The organism is Duganella sp. HH101, assembly GCF_001758795.1.
GTDB lineage: Bacteria > Pseudomonadota > Gammaproteobacteria > Burkholderiales > Burkholderiaceae_D > Rugamonas > Rugamonas rivuli.
The window spans coordinates 81,487-100,602 of record NZ_LRON01000017.1 but is presented as its reverse complement, the minus strand read 5'-3'; the positions used below and the strand labels follow the sequence as shown (position 1 = coordinate 100,602).

Sequence of the window (19,116 nt, the reverse complement as noted above, 5' to 3'; positions counted from 1 at the left end):
CGCGTTTCTGCGCTCCTGTTCACCCAACCTCAAAGCGAAACTACCGATGCGTTTTGTCTTGCCTTTTTTCGCCGCCGCCATGGCCGGCTCGTTCGCCGTCACCGCCGGCGCAGCACCCACCCCGATCACGCTGGACCAGGCGATGGCCAACCCCGACTGGATCGGCAATCCGGTTGAAGCGGCATGGTGGGGCTGGGACAGCCGCCAGATCTACTACAAACAAAAGCGCGCCGGTTCGCCGCTGCGCGACACCTTCCAGATCGCCGCAGGCCTGCCCACCGCGGCCAAGCAGGTCGACGACAAGCAGCTGGCCAACCTCGACACCGCCGCGCCGATCTACAACCGCGACCACACGCGCGCCATCCTGCTGCGCAACGGCGACCTGTTCGAACGCGACCTGAAGACCGGCGCGCTGACGCAGATCGTGCGCGGCACCACGGCCGCCGCCGATCCGCAATACTCGGCCGACGGCGCCCACGTGCAGTTCCGCGTCGGCAGCGACTGGTTCAGCTGGAGCCGCGCCGAGCGCCTGGTGTCGCCGGTCGCGCTGCTGCGCACCGCCAAGGACCCGGACGCCGCGCCGGACGCCGACAGCCGCCGCGACCTGCAACTGCGCCTGCTGTCCACGCTGGCGCGGCTGAAGGAAGAAAAGGACGCCACCCGCGACCGCCGCAACGCCGAACGCAGCGCCGACGCCACCCGCGCGCCGCTGCCCATCTACCTCGGCGAAAAGCTCAGCATCGACGCCAGCTCGCTGTCGCCGGACGGCCGCTACCTGCTGGTGATCGCCAGCGCCAAGGACGGCGACAAGCGCCGCGTCGGCAAGATGCCGAAATACGTGACCGAATCGGGCTACGAGGAAAGCGACGACGAGCGCAAACGCGTCAGCGACACCGGCCCGCAGGCGCAGCAACTGAAACTGGTCGAACTGGCTACCCGCAAAGTGACCGAGCTGTCGTTCGACGCCCTGCCCGGCATCGGCGTCGATCCGCTGGCCGAGCTGCGCGCCGCGCACAAGCTCGACGCGCTCAAAGGCAACCGGGGCGTGCGCTTCGAAAGCCGCGAAGAATCGATACGCTGGACCGACAACGGCGCGCAAGCAGCCGTGATGGTGCAGGCGATCGACAACAAGGACCGCTGGATCGCCGGCGTCGACCTGGCCGCCGCCAAGCTGAACCCGCTGCACCGCCTGAGCGACGCCGCCTGGGTCAACAACCGCGGCAACGACTTCGGCTGGCAGCCGGACAACCGCACGCTGTGGTACCAGTCGGAGGAAAGCGGCTACGCCCACATCTACCTGCGTACGGCCGACGGCAACACGCGCGCCCTGAGCTCCGGCAAGTGGGAAGCCAGCGACATCGAATGGAACGCCGACGGCAGCACCGCCTACTTCCTGTGCAATCCCAAGCTGCCGGGCAGCTACGAGGTGTGCTCGACGTCGGCCAAGGACGGCGCCGTGCGCGAGCTGACATCGCTGGGCGGCGTGGAGAGCTTCGCGCTGTCGCCGGACGGCCGCAAGCTGCTGGTGCGCTACTCGACTTCGTACATGCCGACCCAGATCGCCACCGTCGCCAGCAGCGGCGGCGCCGCCACCCCGCTGACCGACACCCGCAGCGCCGCCTTCAAGGCGCGCGAGTGGATCGCGCCGCAAATCGTCGCCGTGCCGTCCACCCATGGCGCCGATCCGGTATGGGCCAAGCTGTATCGCCCGGCCACGCTGGAACCGGGCAAGAAATATCCGGTGGTGATGTTCGTGCACGGCGCCGGCTACCTGCAAAACGTCAGCAAGCGTTATCCGGTCTACTTCCGCGAGCAGATGTTCCACAACCTGCTGGTGGAAAAAGGCTACATCGTGCTGGACATGGACTACCGCGCCTCGCTCGGCTACGGCCGCAACTGGCGCACCGCGATCTACCGCCAGATGGGCCATCCTGAGCTGGAAGACTACATCGACGGCTTGAACTGGATGGTGGCCAATCATCAGGGTGATGCGAAGAACGTCGGCATCTACGGCGGCAGCTACGGCGGCTTCATGACCTTCATGGCGCTGCTGCGCGCACCGGAGCAGTTCAAGTCCGGCGCCGCGCTGCGTCCCGTCACCGATTGGACCACCTACAACCACGAGTACACCGCCAACATCCTGAACACGCCGGAGCTGGACCCGGACGCATACAAGATCTCGTCGCCGATCGAATACGCCGACAAGCTGCAGGGCAATCTGCTGATCGCCCATGGCATGATCGACGATAACGTGTTCTTCCAGGACTCGGTGCGCATGGCCCAGCGCTTCATCGAACTGAAGAAAGACAACTGGGAGCTGGCGCCGTATCCGCTGGAGCGCCACGGCTTCGTGCACCCGGAGAGCTGGTACGATGAATACCGCCGCATCTATCAGCTGTTCGAACGCACGCTGAAACAATAAAGGAGACCCATGAAAAAGCTTGCCACCTTGCTGCCGCTGGCCGCGTTGTCCGCGTCACTGTTTGCACCGCTCGCGGCCCACGCCGACACCGGCGCCGTCAAGCACCCGGCGTGGACCCGCAGTTCCAACATCTACGAAGTGAACCTGCGCCAGTACAGCAAGGAGGGCACGCTGAACGCCTTCGCCGCCACCCTGCCGCGCCTGAAGCAGATGGGCGTGGACATCGTGTGGCTGATGCCGGTGCATCCGATCGGGAAGAAGAACCACAAGGGCACGCTGGGCAGCTACTACGCGGTGCAGGACTACAGCGCCGTCAATCCCGACTACGGCAGCATGGACGACCTGCGCAAGCTGGTGAAGCAGGCGCACGCGCTGGGCATGCACGTGATCCTGGACTGGGTGGGCAACCACACGGCCTGGGACCATCCGTGGGCCACCCAGCATCCGGACTGGTACAAGAAGAACGACAAGGGCGAGATCTATTCCGTCACCTTCAAGAACGAAGCGGGCGAGATGGAGGAATGGACCGACGTCATCGGCCTCGATTACGGCAACAAGGAACTGTGGAAGGGCATGACGGACGCGATGGCGTTCTGGGTGCGCGAGGCCGGCATCGACGGCTTCCGCTGCGACGCCGCCGGCCTGGTGCCGACCGAGTTCTGGAACCAGGCGCGCGCGCAGCTCGACAAGATCAAGCCGGTGTTCATGCTGGCCGAGTGGGACGAGCCGGCGCTGCACGACAAGGCCTTCGACGCCAGCTACGACTGGCCGCTGAGCGGGATCATGAAAAAAATCGCCAAGGGCCAGGCCGGCGCGGCTGAACTGAAAGCCTGGCTGGCCAACCCGCCGAAAGCCTATCCGCGCGACGCCTACCGCCTGCAGTTCACCAACAACCACGACCTCAACTCCTGGCAGGGCACGGACAAGGACTTGTACGGCCCGGCCTACGGCGCGATGGCGGTGCTGAGCTATACCCTGCCCGGCATCCCGCTGGTCTACAACGGCCAGGAAGCGCGGCTGGAGAAGAAGCTGGAGTTCTTCGAAAAAGACCCGATCGACTGGAAGAGCTACGAGCTGGAAGGCTTCTACGCCGGCCTGAATCAGCTGAAGAAGGAAAACCCGGCGCTGTGGAACGGCGCCAGCGGCGGCGCGGTGCAGCTGCTCGACGTCGGCAACGAGCAGCTGTTCGCCTTCAAGCGCCAGCAGGGCAAGAACACCGTGCGCGTGATCGTCAACCCGACCGCCACGCTGCAGAAGTACAAGCTGGCCGGCGATGAGGGCCAGGCCGTGCTCAAGCCCTGGCGCTGGCGCATCATCGTGCCGGAGTAAGTCCCGGCTTTAAGCTGCGCTACTCCGTGGCGAGTCGCTTGCCGAGGCGGTACAGGTATTCCTGGCCGTCGTACAGCGACTTGACGCGGATGTGCTCATTCAAGCCATGCGCGCCGCTGCCCTCCGGGCCGGCGAACATGCCGCTGATCCCATAGGTCCAGATGCCGCCGCTGTTGAGGAAGCGGCCATCGGTGCCGCCGGTCGACATGGTCGGGATCACCGGCACGCCCGGCCACATATCGTTGCTGATCTCTTCCACCGCCTTCATCAGCGCCGGCGTCAGCGGCGGCATCGGCGCGCTCAGGCCTTCGCCGATGCGGGTGATCTTGATCTTGTCGTCGGCCACCACGCGCTGCAGCGTCGCCTGCACTTCATCGACCTGCTCGTCCGGCAGGATGCGGCAATTGACCGTGGCCCGCGCGCGCTGCGGCAGCGCGTTGTCGGCGTGGCCGGCGTCGACCTTGGTCGCCACGCAGGTGGTGCGCACGGTGGAGTTGTGCACCGGGCTGACCGCGTACAGGCGCTCCAGCGCGGCGGCGTCGGGCGGATCGCTGAGGATGGCCTTCATGTCGGCGGCCACCTGGCCCTTCTCCACCGCCGCCATGCGCTCGTAGTAGGCGCGCGTGACCGGCGACAGCTTGAACGGGAAGGAGAACTGGCCCAGGCGCGACAGGCCCTCGGCCAGGTGGTAGATGGCGTTGTCGCGATACGGCGCGGAGCTGTGGCCGCCCGGGTTGGTCACTTCCAGCTGGAAGCTCTGGTAGATTTTTTCGCCGGCCTGGATGCCGTGGCGTACCGGCTTGCCATCCTTGTCCAGCAGGCCGCTGCCGCCTTCGTTGAGCGCGATCTCGGCGTCGATCAGGGCGCGGTGGTGGTTGAACAGGTACTCGGCGCCGTCGAATTTGCTGGGCACCATTTCCTCGTCACAGGTCAGCGCCATGACGACGTCGCGCTTGGGCGCCAGCTTTTCTTTTTTGTAGCGGATCATATTGGCGACGAAGGAGGCGGCCATGGCCTTGTCGTCGGACGCGCCGCGCGCGTAGAACATGCCGTCTTCCTCGATCAGCTTGAACGGATCGCGCACCCAGTCGGCGCGGTTGGCTTCGACCACGTCTATGTGGGCCAGCAACAGCAGCGGCTTCTTGCTGCCGTCGCCCTTGATGCGCGCCACCAGGTTGCCCTTGGTCGGGCCGCCGGGCGGCACGATCAGGTGCAGGTCGGCGTCCTTGTAGCCGGCGGCTTTCAGGCGCCTGGCCATCTTGTTGGCCGCCACCGTGCACGAGCCGGTGGAATTGGTGGTGTTGGTTTCCACCAGCTCCTGGTAAATCTCGCGCATCTGCTTTTGCACCGGGGTCAGATCCGCGCAGTGCACCGCGCCCGCCACCGCCCATCCCGCCACCAACCAAGTCGCCCGCTTCATAGTGTCCCTATCGAGGTCATGCCAAAGCGACTAAATTTATACCCTGATATTGTTACTGTCAATAAAAGTGCGGCCGGGCCCTTGCCAAACCCCGGGGGGGCTCTGCTATAATTGCGGCCCTTGGCCTGGTAGCTCAGTTGGTAGAGCAGAGGATTGAAAATCCTTGTGTCGGTGGTTCGATTCCGCCCCGGGCCACCAAGAATTCAAAAACGCCACCTTCGGGTGGCGTTTTCTGTTTTTGCAGCGCACTTACAACTGTCGCGCAGATTGCCCTTGAGCCGCAAGTAAGGCTCGCAGCAATCGTATCGACGGCCAACCTCACTTTAGGCCAGCCCAAGCCTGGGCTGGCGCGTCATTGATGTCTTCCAAAGTGGCCGGCTTCCCTGTCCGGCCCGCCAGCAAGCCGACAACAGCGCCGATTTTTCCGCCAATGTAATGCAACTTCACCTTACACTCAATTTGAACCCTTGTTCATCAACCGCGAAGAGCATCTAGCCCGCGCCGCCTTCGTCGACATCCTTCAGCGCCAGCGCCGCCATCGCGCGTATGCCTTCGTACGACTTGGCTGACGCGATAAACCTGCCGTTGTGGCAGAAGCCCGCGTCCGGCACGCCGGTGACGGCGGCCAGCTCGGCGTCGCGCAGCCCCGCCCACGCCTCGGGCAAGTCGGCCCGCGCGTCGAAACTGTCGGGACTGACCGAGACGGTGTGCAACATGTGGCGTTGCTCGGCGACGTTGTGGCTGATGACGAACAGCACCTTCGGCATTTCCTTGCGTACCACCTGGCCCCACGGCAGCGCGCCATTCTTCAGGAACAGGACTCTGCCGCCTTCGAGCACCTCCCCCTGCCGGACCTGCTCCAGCGCCAGCAAGGTGCCGAGCCGGTATCTGACGGCATTGAGCATGACATCGGTCAGCACCGCCATCGCGCGGCGGAACTGCTCCATGCGGTAGGCATCGGCCGCCTCGCCGTAGCCCAGCCTTTGCTCGTCGAGCCAGTTGGTGTTGTAGCCCGAGATCACGGCCGACAGCCCATAGCCGCCCGGCGCGCTCTTCGCCGCCCCGACGTCGGACAGGTCGAGGTACTGCACCACGTCCGCGTCTATGCCGTAGGCCATTTCCCGCGCCTTGTCGTCCGACAGCCGGTGTCCGCCATGCGCCAGGGCCAGCGCCGCGACGCAGCGCGCGCCATACTCGCGCCAGACCAGGCCGGCGCTGGCATACGGCACGCCGCTCTGCCGCGCGCCGTCGAAGCCTTTTTGATGATGGTCGAAACGGCCGCTGGCCGGATCCCAGATGCCGCCGACATCGACGGCGAAGTCGGCCGCCTCGATGGCCGCCGGGTCGCGCGTGCGGATAATGTCCGCATCGGGGAACAACACCTTCAGTACGGCGACCGCCCACGCGTCGTCCGCGTGAAACTTGCCGCTGTGAGTCGCTATGATCATGCCTGGTCCTATCGTGGAAACGGCCGCCATGATATACCGTCGGCCCGATCCACGGCCGGTTCAGCGCAGTTTTCGCGGCGCTATCTGGCGATACCCGGCGATTTCGGGCCGGCGCCGCCGTTGCTGACAAAAGTGACGTCGATCGCCGCGTGATCGGACGGATTGCCGGCTGCGGCGTCGTACAGCGAGGCGCTTTGCACCGTCAGCTGGCGCGCAAAGACGAAATCGATGGTCGATTTTTCAAACGTCGGGCCGATGAACTCCTTGCCGGCCTTGACCGCCGCCAGGCCATAGGCCGCAAACGCCTGCTCGATCGCCGCCGACTGCTCCGGATTACGTTCGAAGTTGTTGAAGTCGCCCGTCACGATCAGCGGCACGCCGGCCGGCGCGTAGGCATTCAGGTAGCGGCCGATGTGCTGCGTATCGGCGACATGGGCGGCATACTGGCCGCCGGTGCAATCGGCATGCCCGCCCCAGGCGATGCACAAATGCGTGGTGGCGATCACCACCGCCTCGCCGCTGGCCTTGTTGCGGAACTGGCTGAACACCGCCAGCCGCTCGCCGCCGCCGTCCGGACTGACCGCGATCCTGGCCCAGGGCGCGGCGGCCGGTTCCCAGCGCGTGCTGTCGTAGAAGATCGAGGCGTCCTGCAGTTCGCCGGCGAGCTTGTAGTCGGCGCTGAGCTGGTAGCGGCTGTCCAGCAGGCGGTATTCATTCTCCTGCGTGGTGACGAAATCATGGCGGTGCTGGTTCACATACTGCGACAACTTGACGATGGGCGGCGGCTGCTTGGCCGGGTCCATCGTCGACCAGGAAAACAGATTAGCCTGCAGTACGCGTATCGTGCCGGCCTGGGCCACGCCGGTCGCGGCCAGCGCAAGGACCAGCAGGAGATGAGCGGATTGGGTCGGAAACATGGTCGGGCTGGCGCTCTCGGGTTGGGGACGCATGGCGCATGCATCGGCCGCCAGATCATACCGCGTTTTCCAGCCCCTGCGGCCACGCCGCGTGGCGCCCGTCATCGTCGCTGCGCGAGCACACCCGGTTGCGCCCCTGCGACTTGGCACGGTACAGCGCCTGATCCGCCGCCTTGACCAGGTCGACCGGCTCGGTCTCGAAGCGCACCGGCGCGAAGGCCTCGACGCCGGCGCTGACCGTCACCCGGGCGCTCACACCTCCGCCATGGTGCAGCGCCAGTTGTTCGACGGCGGCACGGATATTCCCGGCCACCGCCATGGCTCCCGCCACATCCGTCCCCGGCAGCAGCACGGCCAGCTCCTCGCCGCCATAGCGCGCGGCCACATCGCCCGGCCTGTGCTTGCTGTCGGCGACGATCTTGCCGATCGCCTGCAGGCACTCGTCGCCGGCGGCATGGCCGTAGAGATCGTTGTACTGCTTGAAGCAGTCGACGTCGATCATGATCAGCGCCAGCGAACTGCCATTGCGCATGGCCCGGCTGAACTCGTTCTTCAGCGAGGCGTCGAACTGGCGGCGGTTGGCCAGCCCGGTCAAGCCATCCTGCATGGCCAGCCGTTCCAGCGCCTGGTTCAGCGTCTCCAGCGCATTGCGGGCGCGCACCAGTTCGGCTTCGGCCAGCGTCCTCAGTTTGATCTGGCGCACCAGCCGCAGGCCCAGCAGCGCGATCGCCACCACCAGCACCACCGCGCCGCCGCCGAACAGATAGGCGTCGGCACGCCACGGCGCCAGCACCTCGGCCTTGGACAACGCGGCCGAGACCACCAGCGGATACTGTTCCAGGCGGCGGTAGCTGTTAATCCGCGTCACGCCGTCCTGCGCCGAGGTGAACGTGACGGTGCCGACCGGCGCCTTCGGCAGGTAGTCACGGAACAGCGGCAGCCTGGAGATATCCCGGCCCAGCGACTTTTCGCTGAAAGGCCGGCGCACCAGCACGATGCCGCTGTCGAGCGCCAGGAAGATCGCGCCCTCCTCGCCGATCTTGAAGCGCTGGAAATATCTCTGGAAGTACTCCATGCCGATGGTCGCCAGCACCACGCCGGCAAAGGCGCCGTCCGGCCCGTCGACGCGGCGCGACACCGTGACCACCCAGTCCCCGGTGGATTTGCTGCGCACCGGGGGGCCGATATGCATGCCCCGGTAGGCGTGATCGCGGTGGTAGTTGAAGTACTCGCGATCGGTATTGTTTTGGTTACGCAGTAACACCGGTTGCGCGTTGACCAGCCAGCTGCCGTCCGCGTTGAAGACAAAAATCCCGTGAAGCTGTGGCAATTCCGCGACGCGGCGCACCAGCAGCTCATGGATGCGGTCGAGCTCGGGCGCCGACCTGCCATCGTGTTCGAGCCGCTCGACCAGGCCAACCAGCACCGTGTCGGCTTCCTTGATCGTGTCGTAGGCGTGCTGGGCCACGGCCTCCGCCAGGTTGGCGGACGCCGCTTCCGATTCGGCGATTTGCACGGTCCGCGCATGCACGGTGAGCCAGGCCTGCATGCCGATCAGGGAAGCGCACACCAGCACGACAAAGAGGATCGCCAGCGACATCAACGGCGCGCGCGGCGGCTCCGGGGCCGGCACGCCAACGACGCGCTCCGATAGATCGCTGGACATCATGGGTATCACCTCGATGCATCATCTGGCAGCCAAAGCGTCAAGTATGGGCGCTTTATCCGGCGAGGAAACTATCGAATAGTCACCATGTCCGGATGCAGGATGGCCTGCTGCTGGCCACCCGCCAAATGAATCGCAACGTTGGCTTACTTTTTTAACAGCTATGGTGTTATACTTCACTACAACACCTAATCACAACAAGGAGATTTCGATGCGCAACCCGACCCGTTTGTCCCTGCTTCTGTCCACGCTGATCCTGAGCGCCACCGCCGGCGCCGCCACCCCGGTCGAGCAGGCCGACGCCCTGTTCGCCCCCTACGCCAAGGCGGATGCCCCCGGGTGCGCCGTGTCCGCCTGGCGCGACGGCAAGCTGCTGATGGAAAAAGGCTACGGCGCCGCCAGCCTGGAACATGAAGTCGCCATCGACGCCCACCGCACCGTGTTCGACATCGGCTCGGCCTCCAAGCAATTCACGGCCGCCGCCATCCTGCTGCTGGTCCAGGACGGCAAGCTCAAGCTCGACGACGACATCCGCCGCCATCTTCCCCAGCTGCCGGACTATGGCGTCAAGATCACGGTCGACCACCTGCTGCGCCATACCAGCGGCCTGCGCGACTACCTGATCCTGATGAACCTGGGCGGCGTGGCGCGCGGCGACGTCAGCACCAACGCCGACGCGCTGGCCGCCATCGCGCGCCAGCAGGGCTTGAACTTCCAGCCCGGCAGCGCCTACTCGTACAGCAACACCGGCTACCTGCTGCTGGCCCGGATCGTCGAAAAAACCAGCGGCAAAAGCCTCGCCGAGTTCAGCCGCACCCGCATCTTCGAACCGCTGGGCATGCAGGACACCCGCGTCCTCGACGACCATGAAACCGTGGTGCCGCACCGCGCCAGCGCCTACGTTCCAACCGGCCCGTCCAGCTTCGCGCAGCTGATGTCGACCTGGGAACACACCGGCGACGGCGCCGTCCAGTCCACCGTGGCCGACCTGGCCAAGTGGGACGCCAATTTCTACCAGCCCAAGGTGGGCGGCGCCTGGATGGTCGAGCAGTTGCAGGCCACGGGCCAGCTCAACGACGGCACCCCGCTGAGCTATGCGCGCGGCCTGATGGTCGACCGCTACAAGGGCATGGACATCGTCTACCACGGCGGCGCCTTCGTCGGCTACAAGGCCGAGCTGATGCGCCTGCCCAAGCTGAAGCTGGGTGTGGCCGTGCTGTGCAACCGCCCCGACCTCGATCCGGCCAGCCTGGCGCGCAAGGTCGCCGACTTCTACGCGGCCGGCGACTACCCCGCCGCCGCGGCCGCCGCGGCCGAGCCGCAGGCAGTGGCGCTGGCCGATCCGGCCCGCTACGCCGGCGTCTACTGGAATGTGCGCGAAGGCATGCTGCGCCGGGTCGAAGCCCAGGACGGCAAGCTGTGGTACACCGGCCCCGGCATCAAGCAGGAGCTGCTGCCGGTCGGCGAAGGCCGCTTCGTGCGCGATCCGAAACGCACGGCCAAACCGGCCACCATCACCGAGCGCACGCTGGTGATCGAGCGTCCGGGCGAGCCGGCGGCCCGCTTCGAACGCGTCACCGCCGCCGCCGTCACGCCGGACCAGCTGGCCCTGGTGGCGGGCGCCTACGACAGCGCCGAGCTGAACGTGACCATCACCCTGAAGCTCAAGGACGGCAAGCTGTGGATGTCGATTCCGCGCTTCGACGAACAGCCGCTGGCGCCGGTGTTCGCCGACGCCTACGGCACGGGCGGCCTCGTGGTTCGTCTCGAACGCGACGGCAGCGGCAAGATCACCGGCATGGTGGCCTACGGCGGCCGCGCCAACGGCATGAAGCTGGTGCGCCGCGGCTGATCGCCCTGCCCGCCCCCAAGGCCCGCCGATGCCGGCGGGCCTTGGTCCGTTCAGCGCGCCAGGAAGTCCAGTATCAGCTCGCTGACCTGGCGCGGCTGCTCCAGCATCATCCAGTGGCCCGCCCGGTCCAGCCGCTGGTAGCGCCATTTGCCCAGCACCTCGCTGCCCGAGGCCTGCATCTGTTCCTCGGTCAGATAGTGGTCCTGCTCGCTCCAGACGCCGGTGACGTCGGCGCGCACCTTCGGCAGCGGCTGCGGCGGCGTGCCGTCCGGCGCCGGCATCTGCGGCTTCGAATTGGCGCGGTACCAGTTGAGCGCCGCCGTCAGCGCACCCGGCCGCGAGAAGTGCACGATGGCCGCGTCGATATCGCCCTCGTTGCGGGCCAGGCCGCGCAACAGCGCCCAATCGTTCTTGCGCAGCTGCGCTTCGGCCACGCCTTCGAACTGGAAGAACAAGCCGTACCAGGACTTCTCGCGCTGCTCGATGCTGCTGAACTCGGGCGTCCACGGCGCTCCCACCGACATCACCATCAAGCGCTCCACCCGGTCGGGGAAGAACGCCGCCAGGTACCAGGCCACGGCCGCGCCCCAGTCGTGGCCGACCACGCGCGCCTGCTGGATTTTCAGCACATCGAGCAGGCCGACCACATCGCCCAGCACCTTGTTGATGCTGTAGTCGGCGACGTTCGGGAAGGTCGGCGCATCGCCGTAACCGCGCAGGTCCGGCGCGATCACGCGGTAGCCGGCGCGAACCAATGGGGCCACCTGCTTGCGCCATACCCGGTGCGAGTCAGGAAAGCCGTGCAACAGCAAGACGACAGGCCCTTTGCCGACGTCGAGTACGGGGAAATCGAGATTGTGGACGCGGACGATCTTGACGCTGCTTTCCAGCGACCTGTCGACGTCCTGCGCCGCCGTCTGCGCGGACGCGTTCAGCGCGACGCAAGCGAAAACCATGCAGGCGATGCGCGCCAGCATGGCGATAACTATCTTGTTCATCTTGGTGTTCCTCCTGTGGTAAGCCGTAAGGTCTGCGAAGCTTGCCACGAAGGTAAAACCGCCGGCTATGCCTATGTGATCAATCGGGCAGGATTTGGGATGAACCGGCCGCCGCCCGCGTTCAGGCGAACAAGGTCTGCACCTGCTTGAGGTAACTGGCGCTGACGCGCACCGTATCGCCCTGCGCCAGCCGCACCGCAGGGGCGCCGTCGCTGTCGCTGCGCAGGCCGACGATGGCGCACTTGCGCACCACGGCGGTACGGTGCACGCGGACGAAGTCCTGCGCCGGCAGCCGCGCGGCGATCGCCGTGATGGTGGTGCGGTGCAGGACCACGCGCCCGGCCAGGTGCAGTTCGACGTAATTGCCGGCCGCGCCTATCCACTCGATGTCGTCCACCGAAACGCGCTCCAGCCCGCTGGCGGTGCGCACCACCAGTTGCTCCAGCAGCGGCGCGGCCTGCGCCGCCTCGTCGGCCGCGCGGTCGCGCAGGTAGTCGTGCACGGCGCCGTTCAGCTCGGCCTGCTGGTTCAGTTCCAGCATCTGCGCCGCGCGCCTGAGCATGCGGTCGAAGCGTTCGTCGTCGAAGGGCTTGAGCACATAGTCCAGCGCGAAGATGTCGAAGGCGCTCAGCGCATGCTCGTCGTAGGCGGTGGTGAAGACGATCATCGGCGCGGACGGCTGCCGGCACAATTCGCGCGCGAACTCCAGGCCCGACTGCCCGGGCATCTGGATGTCGAGCAGCACCAGGTCGGCCGGCGTGGCCTTCAGCTGCATGCGCGCCTGTTCGCTCGAACGGCACGACGGCAGCATGCGCCAGTGCGGCCGCCGGGCCAGCAGCCATTCCAGGTTGGCCACCGCCGGCAGCTCGTCGTCGACGATCAGGACCGTCCTAGGCCGCTTGCTGACCGTCGGCGGGGAAACGCAGTTCGATAGTGTAGTGGTGTTCATCGGCGTCTATGTGGAGGTCGGCGCGCTGCCCGTACAGGATGGCGAGTCGTTCGCGCGTCATGGTCAGGCCCAGTCCATGGCCGGCGCGCGCGCCCGCCAGCACCGGGTTGGTGATGCGCAGGCAGACCATGCCATCGGCACAGGCCAGCGCGATATCGATGCGGCATTCAAGTTGATGCGGTTCGACGCCGTGGTGCACGGCGTTTTCCGCCAGCGGCTGGAACAGCAGCGGCGGACAGGGGTAGCGGCGCCAGTCGCGCGCTTCGACGGTCCAGTCCACGTGCATGCGGTCGCCGTAGCGCAGGCTTTGCAGTGCGAGATAGGTGCGCAGGAAGCCGAGTTCGTCGTCCACGCTGGCCGGCCGGCCCTGGCCCGCCGCCTGCGCGTAGTGCAGCAGTTCGCCCAGGCGTTGCAGGGCGCGGTCGGCCAGCGCGGCATCGGCGGTGCGCACCAGCGCGCTGATGCTGTTGAGCGCGTTGAACAGGAAGTGCGGCTTGAGCTGCCCTTGCAGCAGGCCCAGGCGCAGCTGCAGGTTTTCCGTGTGCGCGCGCTGCGCCGACCACGCCTGCTGCCGGCCGCGCCGCCACGCGCTGTATGCGGCCTGCGCCAGGAAGGCCAGGCTGACGACGAAGATGTTGTACCACCAGGTCATGTGGCCGAGCTGGGTCAGCATGGCGGGGAAATCGCGCCACGGCCGGCCGTCGCGCAGCAGCACGATCAGCAGGTCGACGCCGGTGAGCAGTGGCAGGAAAACCGCCATCGATACAAAAAACGCCAGCAGCAAGCGGGATGGCCGCAGCATGCTGTCCTGCCGGCGGTGGAACAGCAGCGCCAGCACCCAGCTGTTGAGCACCAGCGGCAGGTATTGCAGCGCCAGGCCTGCCAGCAAAGGGGCCAGTGCCAGCGTGCGCCCGTTGTGGCTGGCGTCGGCGGTGGTGGCCAGGGCTTCCAGCAGCGCCAGCACTTGCCAGCCCAGCAGGATCAGCAGGCATGGCCGCCAGCCGCGCAGCACGCGCGCAGCCGATCCGGCCTGTGCGGCCTGCGCAGCCGCCGGGCGGATTGCTGGCGGGGCGATGGCGAGCTCAATCGTCATGCAGCGACACCGGATAGGACAGTCGGATATGGAAGGTGTCGCCGTCGGTCTGCGAGACCAGCGTGGCGGCGTCGCCGTACAGCATGCTCAGGCGTTCGGCCAGTGCGGAAAGCGCATCGTTGCCGGCGCTGTGCGTACCGCCGGCGTAGCTAACCTCGGCCAGCACCCGCTGGCCGCCATCTACTGGCTCCGTGACTATGCGCACGGCCAGCCGCTGCGGTTGCGTTGCCAGCGCCCGCTCCAGCATCGGAAACAGCAGCAGCGGCGGACAGCGGTAATCGGCCCAGTCGGCGTCGCCCAACTGCCATTGGACCGCCAGGCCGGCGCCGCGACACAAACGCTGCAAGTCGACATAGTCGCGCAGGAACTCGATCTCATCGGCGACGCTCTGCCAGTCCGAACGGCTGGCGCGCAAGGCATAGCGCAACAGGCCGCTGAGGCGGGCCAGCGCCCGTGTCGCCTGCTCGCGCAAGCCCTCGCGGTTCAGTTGGCCGATGCCGGCCAGCGCGCTCGACAAAAAATACGGCTCCAGCTGTCCCTGCAGCAGACGCAGCCGCAAAGCCAGATTGCCCTGCCGGGCCAATTGCCAGGCCAGCACCTGCGCCTGCCCGTGCCGCCAGGCGCCGTACGCCAGATGCGCGCCGAACGCCAGCGTCAGCACCAGCGCATCGAACCACCAGCTGAGCACGGTCTGCTGGCGCAGCAAGACCGGCAGCGCGGCCAGCGGCCTGCCGCTGAAAAGATTGTTGATCGCGCTGTGCCAGATGCTCAGCAAGGGCAGGAAGACCAGCAGCACCGCCCCGTAAGCCAGCAGCAGTTGCGACAGCTGCTGGCGCCTGAATCCGGCGCGATGAAAGCCGACGGCCAGCACCAGGCTGACCGCGCTCAAGGGCAGATGCACCACCACGAAACGCAGCAGCGTCGCTGCAAACGCCGCCGGGACGACGGCATGGCGCGCATCGCCATAGCTGGCCAGCGCGCCCAGCACCGCCAGCAGATTCCACACCAGCACGGCAGCAGCCCATGGCGGCAGCCACCCGGGCGGGCTGGCGGGGCGGAGCTGCATGACAGGGATGGAGCAGGGCCAAAGCTTGGCAATCCCCTGCATCGGCAAGATATGCAAATGTTGCCATTTAGTCCAGCAAATCGTGCCGATCGCCGCCCTTGCGCTTGGCGAAATCCGCTCCCTATCCCGCTAAATCTGCACAACTGGCGTAAACACAACTTGCATTCAATTATTTCAATTGTTTTGTGCAAGTCGCCGGGGTAGCCTGCCGTTCCAGTCTCGGTATTTCGAATAAAAACCAACTACAAGGGAACCTATGATCTTCGCTAAACGTCTCAGCCTTGCACTCGCTTTTTGCGCCGCCGCCGGCAGCGCCAACGCCGCCCTGGTCGATGCCCCCGTGGCCAGCAACGCCTACATCACCGTCAACAATCTGGATTGGGCGTGGGCCTTCCCGCTGCCCGCCGCCGACGGCCTGGACCTGTCCTTCCAGTCGCAATTCGGCTGGCGCCTGCCGACCGCGGCGGAACTGCTGAACGCGCCCAAAGCCACCGACTTCATGTTCACCGGCGCCAACGTGCCGCTGGGCGGCACCGACCCGCTGACCGGCGCCTACTTCGCCGCCGCCAATGCCAACCTGACCGGCTCGGCCGCCTGCGCCACCGCCTACTTCAGCAATTCCTTCAGCCATTGCGACTGGCAGGACGGCAACGGCCAGCCTTTCGGCCCATGGGCCGGCCTGCCGGGCGCCCACGGCTATGCCGACCAGTTGGTCGTGCGCTCGGTGCCTGAGGCCGACACCTACGCCATGCTGCTGGCCGGCCTGGGCCTGCTGGGCGTCATCGCGCGGCGCCGCCAACCGGCACGCGGCTAAACCCCAAGGCCACCTGCGGGTGGCCTTGGGTCGACGCTAACCGCCCGCGCGGGCGCGCTGCAAGCCGGGCAGGAAATAGCCGGCCACGGTGTCTATCATCTGCTCCGGCGCAGCGCCGGACAGATTGGTCAGGATGACCACGGCCAGGTCCTGGTCCGGGTAGACATAAAACGCCGAGCGCGCCCCGCCTATCCCGGCCACCGCCCGATATTCCCCCTGGCCGATCGCCGGCCAGCCCAGCGCCCAGCGCCCTGGAGCGCCGTCGTTGTACTGGCCGCGCGTCCACAGCCGCGCCAGGCCAGCCTTCGACACCAGCTTGCCGCTTTGCAGCGCGATGATCCAGCGCGCCAGGTCTTCCGCGCTGGAATTGAGGCCGGCGCCGGTGCGCATCTGCTCCGGGAAATCATCGATGATGGGCCGCAGCGTCTTGCCGTCCTGGTCCATCCGGTAGGACGGCGCCTTGTGCGGTATCACGTCGCGCGCATCGCCGAAGCCGGTGTGGGGCATGCCCACCGCGTCGAACTGGCGCCGCTGCATGAACTGCGCGAACGGCTGCCCGCTCAACTGGTCGATGACTTTGCCCAGCAGCAGATAATTGGTCTGGTTGTAGCTGAAGCGCTCGCCGGGCTTGGACTCCATCGGCAAGGTTTGCACCATGCGCCACGCCGCCTCGACATCGCCGGGAACGAGCAGGGCCGAGGTCTCGTCGCTGATGATGTTGGGGATGCCGGAGGTGTGGTCGAGCAGCTGCGCGATCGTCACGCCGCGCCACGGCGCCGGCAGGTCGGCCAGATAACGCGACACCGGCGCGGCAACGTCCAGCTTGCCGGCGTCCGCCAGCTGCATGGCGGCCACGCCGGTGAAAGTCTTGGTCGCGGAGTTGATGGAGAACACGCTGCCATGGCCGACCGGGACCGCGTTCGGCAGCTCCGCCGTGCCGTACGATTTCAGCAGCACGATCTTGCCGGCCTGGACCACCGCCAGCTGCATGCCCGGTATCCGGCGCTGCTGCATTTCCCCCTGCACATATCGGTCGATGCCGGCCAGATCGGCCGCGGCGGCGGCCCCTCCCAGTACAGCCACGGCAAACAGGACGACGCTCTTGATGAAACGATGCATGGGGACCAGCCTTTCATTCAGTGGTTAGCGAACGCCAGTGTAGATCAAGTAGAACAAATGATCTAGAAGAATTTTTCTAGTTTAATTCGCGAACTAGACGACTGGTCTAATTGTGCTATCATGGCGCCACCATGACCACAGAACACCACAACGTCCGCCAGCACATCCTGGACACGGGCAAGACCATCATCCTCGGCAAAGGCTTTGCCGGCGTGGGCTTGAACGAGATCCTGACGGCCGCCGGCGTGCCCAAGGGCTCCTTCTACCACTACTTCAAATCCAAGGAGCTGTTCGGCGTGGCGCTGCTGGAAGACCATGTCGAGCAATACCTGGCGCAGATCGAACGCCTGCTGGGCCAGCAAGGCCAGAACGCCGCGCAGTCGCTGCTGGACTACTGGGCCAGCTGGGAAGACAGCACGGCCGGCTACAGCGATTGCAGCTGCCTGGTGGTCAAGCTGGGCAGCGAAGTGGCGGACATGTCGGAAGCCATGCGCGCCGCCCTGCTGGACGGCACGAACCGCATCGTCGCCCGCCTGGCCGACGGCATCGTCCAGGCCGTGGCCGAGGGTTCGCTGCCGCCCACCGCCGACGCCGCCCACACGGCGCTGGCGCTGTACCAGATGTGGCTGGGCGCCGCCATGCTGACCAAGCTGCGGCGCGAGCCGAGCGCGCTGCGCGCCGCGTGGCGGGCCACGGTCGCCATGCTGGGCCTGCCGCCGGATACGCGGCCGCGCCACTGACACCCCATCCCGGGCGCGGGCCTGTCGCCCGCGCCTTATTTTGACGACATTAACTAGACGACCAGTCTAATATCAGGAGCCCGCATGAAAAACTTTGAATTCCACAACCCGACCAAGATCGTCTTCGGCGCCGACACCATCGCCCAGCTGTCCCGGCTGGTGCCGGAAAGCGCCCGCGTGCTGATCCTGTACGGCGGCGCCAGCGCGGAAAAGACCGGCACCCTGGCCGAGGTGCGCAGCGCCCTGGGCGCACGCGCGGTCAAGGAGTTCGGCGGCATCGAGCCCAACCCCAGCTACGAAACCCTGATGCGCGCGGTCGATCAGGTGCGCCGCGACGACATCGACTACCTGCTGGCGGTGGGCGGCGGCTCGGTCATCGACGGCACCAAGTTCGTCGCCGCCGCCGCGCTGTACGACGGCGAGCCGTGGGAGATCGCCCAGAGCGGCGGCGCCAAGGTGCGCCGCGCCCTGCCGTTCGGCGCCGTGCTGACGCTGCCGGCCACCGGCTCGGAGATGAACAACGGCGCGGTGGTCACGCACAAGGCCACCCAGTCCAAGCTGCCGTTCCGCAGCCCGCTGCTGTTCCCGCAATTCTCCGTGCTCGATCCGGCCAAGACTTTCACGCTGCCGGCCAAGCAGGTGGCCAACGGCCTGGTCGACGCCTTCGTCCACATCGTCGAGCAATACCTGACCTACCCGGCGCAGGCGCCGGTGCAGGACCGCTTTGCCGAGGGCCTGCTGCAGACGCTGGTGGAAATCGCCCCGCAGGCGCTGGCCGAACCGGACGACTACGACACCCGCGCCACGCTGATGTGGAGCGCCACGCTGGCGCTGAACGGCCTGATCGGCGCCGGCGTGCCGCAGGACTGGGCCACCCACATGATAGGCCACGAGCTGACCGCGCTGTACGACATCGACCATGCGCGCACGCTGGCGCTGGTGCTGCCGTCGCTGCTGGAGGTGCAGCGCGAGACCAAGCGCGCCAAGCTGCTGCAGTACGGCGCCCGCGTCTGGGGCATCCGCGACGGCAGCGAGGTGCAACGCATCGACGCCACCATCGCCCGCACCCGCGCCTTCTTCGAGGGCCTGGGCATTCCAACCCGGCTGTCGGCCTACCACCTGGGCCAGCCGGCGGTGGAGGCGGTGCTGGAGCAGCTGTCCACGCACGGCATGACCAGCCTGGGCGAGCACCGCGACATCGACCTGGCGCGCAGCCGCCGCATCCTGGAAGCGGCGCTGTAAGCGGCTTTGTAAGCAGCGTGCGGCCGACGGCCTGCTGGCGC

The 19,116-nt window shown here is 66.6% G+C and carries 15 protein-coding genes and 1 tRNA gene; 7 read left to right on the top strand and 9 right to left on the bottom strand.

Annotation, left to right across the window (positions count from 1 at the left end; genetic code table 11):
• Positions 1 to 79: 79 nt before the first annotated feature.
• Both DUGA2_RS23565 and DUGA2_RS23560 read left to right on the top strand, forming a co-directional pair.
• Positions 80 to 2,422 carry a S9 family peptidase gene (locus tag DUGA2_RS23565; protein ID WP_083296440.1) on the top strand — a complete coding sequence of 781 codons (2,343 nt, stop codon included), beginning with the start codon at positions 80 to 82 and terminating at the stop codon, positions 2,420 to 2,422.
• Between the two features lie 9 nt (positions 2,423 to 2,431).
• Positions 2,432 to 3,751 (top strand): alpha-amylase family glycosyl hydrolase, encoded by a 1,320-nt coding sequence (locus tag DUGA2_RS23560; RefSeq protein WP_070271846.1) that lies wholly within the window; start codon positions 2,432 to 2,434, stop codon positions 3,749 to 3,751.
• A gap of 19 nt (positions 3,752 to 3,770) precedes the next feature.
• On the opposite strand, the gene DUGA2_RS23555 is transcribed toward DUGA2_RS23560, so the two are convergent.
• A complete protein-coding gene (locus DUGA2_RS23555) occupies positions 3,771 to 5,171 on the bottom strand; it encodes a M20/M25/M40 family metallo-hydrolase (RefSeq protein ID WP_070271845.1) in 1,401 nt (466 codons plus the stop codon).
• 122 nt (positions 5,172 to 5,293) lie between these two features.
• Here DUGA2_RS23555 and DUGA2_RS23550 point away from each other — a divergent pair.
• Positions 5,294 to 5,369: transfer RNA gene (locus tag DUGA2_RS23550), tRNA-Phe, on the top strand.
• A 293-nt stretch (positions 5,370 to 5,662) separates the two neighbouring features.
• On the opposite strand, the gene DUGA2_RS23545 is transcribed toward DUGA2_RS23550, so the two are convergent.
• From DUGA2_RS23545 to DUGA2_RS23535, 3 genes are all read right to left on the bottom strand, one after another.
• Positions 5,663 to 6,619: an MYG1 family protein gene (locus tag DUGA2_RS23545; protein ID WP_070271844.1), complete on the bottom strand. Its 957-nt coding sequence runs from the start codon at positions 6,617 to 6,619 to the stop codon at positions 5,663 to 5,665.
• Between the two features lie 80 nt (positions 6,620 to 6,699).
• Complete coding sequence (locus DUGA2_RS23540) at positions 6,700 to 7,569, bottom strand: endonuclease/exonuclease/phosphatase family protein (RefSeq protein WP_168167818.1); 870 nt, start codon at positions 7,567 to 7,569, stop codon at positions 6,700 to 6,702.
• 22 nt (positions 7,570 to 7,591) lie between these two features.
• On the bottom strand, positions 7,592 to 9,205 hold the full coding sequence (locus DUGA2_RS23535; RefSeq protein ID WP_070271843.1) for a sensor domain-containing diguanylate cyclase: 1,614 nt from the start codon (positions 9,203 to 9,205) through the stop codon (positions 7,592 to 7,594).
• A gap of 208 nt (positions 9,206 to 9,413) precedes the next feature.
• On the opposite strand from DUGA2_RS23535, the gene DUGA2_RS23530 reads away from it, so the two are divergent.
• A complete protein-coding gene (locus DUGA2_RS23530; RefSeq protein WP_070271842.1) occupies positions 9,414 to 11,054 on the top strand; it encodes a serine hydrolase in 1,641 nt (546 codons plus the stop codon).
• 50 nt (positions 11,055 to 11,104) lie between these two features.
• Here DUGA2_RS23530 and DUGA2_RS23525 read toward each other — a convergent pair whose 3' ends face one another.
• The 4 genes from DUGA2_RS23525 to DUGA2_RS23510 all read right to left on the bottom strand — a co-directional run bounded on the left by DUGA2_RS23525 (position 11,105) and on the right by DUGA2_RS23510 (position 15,160).
• Complete coding sequence (locus DUGA2_RS23525) at positions 11,105 to 12,052, bottom strand: alpha/beta fold hydrolase (protein ID WP_083296435.1); 948 nt, start codon at positions 12,050 to 12,052, stop codon at positions 11,105 to 11,107.
• 121 nt (positions 12,053 to 12,173) lie between these two features.
• Positions 12,174 to 13,001 carry a LytTR family DNA-binding domain-containing protein gene (locus DUGA2_RS23520; protein WP_070271841.1) on the bottom strand — a complete coding sequence of 276 codons (828 nt, stop codon included), beginning with the start codon at positions 12,999 to 13,001 and terminating at the stop codon, positions 12,174 to 12,176.
• A complete protein-coding gene (locus tag DUGA2_RS23515) occupies positions 12,943 to 14,094 on the bottom strand; it encodes a sensor histidine kinase (RefSeq protein ID WP_070271840.1) in 1,152 nt (383 codons plus the stop codon). Before DUGA2_RS23515 ends, DUGA2_RS23520 begins: the two co-directional genes overlap by 59 nt.
• Positions 14,084 to 15,160 (bottom strand): histidine kinase, encoded by a 1,077-nt coding sequence (locus DUGA2_RS23510; protein ID WP_141753360.1) that lies wholly within the window; start codon positions 15,158 to 15,160, stop codon positions 14,084 to 14,086. Before DUGA2_RS23510 ends, DUGA2_RS23515 begins: the two co-directional genes overlap by 11 nt.
• 256 nt (positions 15,161 to 15,416) lie before the next feature.
• Here DUGA2_RS23510 and DUGA2_RS23505 point away from each other — a divergent pair, with 256 nt between their 5' ends.
• Positions 15,417 to 15,974, top strand: coding sequence for a PEP-CTERM sorting domain-containing protein (locus DUGA2_RS23505; RefSeq protein ID WP_070271839.1), 558 nt, complete (start codon positions 15,417 to 15,419; stop codon positions 15,972 to 15,974).
• Between the two features lie 36 nt (positions 15,975 to 16,010).
• Here the strand turns inward: DUGA2_RS23505 and DUGA2_RS23500 are convergent, their stop codons facing one another.
• Complete coding sequence (locus DUGA2_RS23500) at positions 16,011 to 17,093, bottom strand: serine hydrolase (RefSeq protein ID WP_083296434.1); 1,083 nt, start codon at positions 17,091 to 17,093, stop codon at positions 16,011 to 16,013.
• Between the two features lie 131 nt (positions 17,094 to 17,224).
• On the opposite strand from DUGA2_RS23500, the gene DUGA2_RS23495 reads away from it, so the two are divergent.
• Positions 17,225 to 17,833 (top strand): TetR/AcrR family transcriptional regulator, encoded by a 609-nt coding sequence (locus DUGA2_RS23495; RefSeq protein ID WP_070271837.1) that lies wholly within the window; start codon positions 17,225 to 17,227, stop codon positions 17,831 to 17,833.
• Positions 17,834 to 17,917: 84 nt separating this feature from the next.
• Positions 17,918 to 19,075 carry an iron-containing alcohol dehydrogenase gene (locus DUGA2_RS23490; RefSeq protein ID WP_070271836.1) on the top strand — a complete coding sequence of 386 codons (1,158 nt, stop codon included), beginning with the start codon at positions 17,918 to 17,920 and terminating at the stop codon, positions 19,073 to 19,075.
• Positions 19,076 to 19,116: the final 41 nt, after the last annotated feature.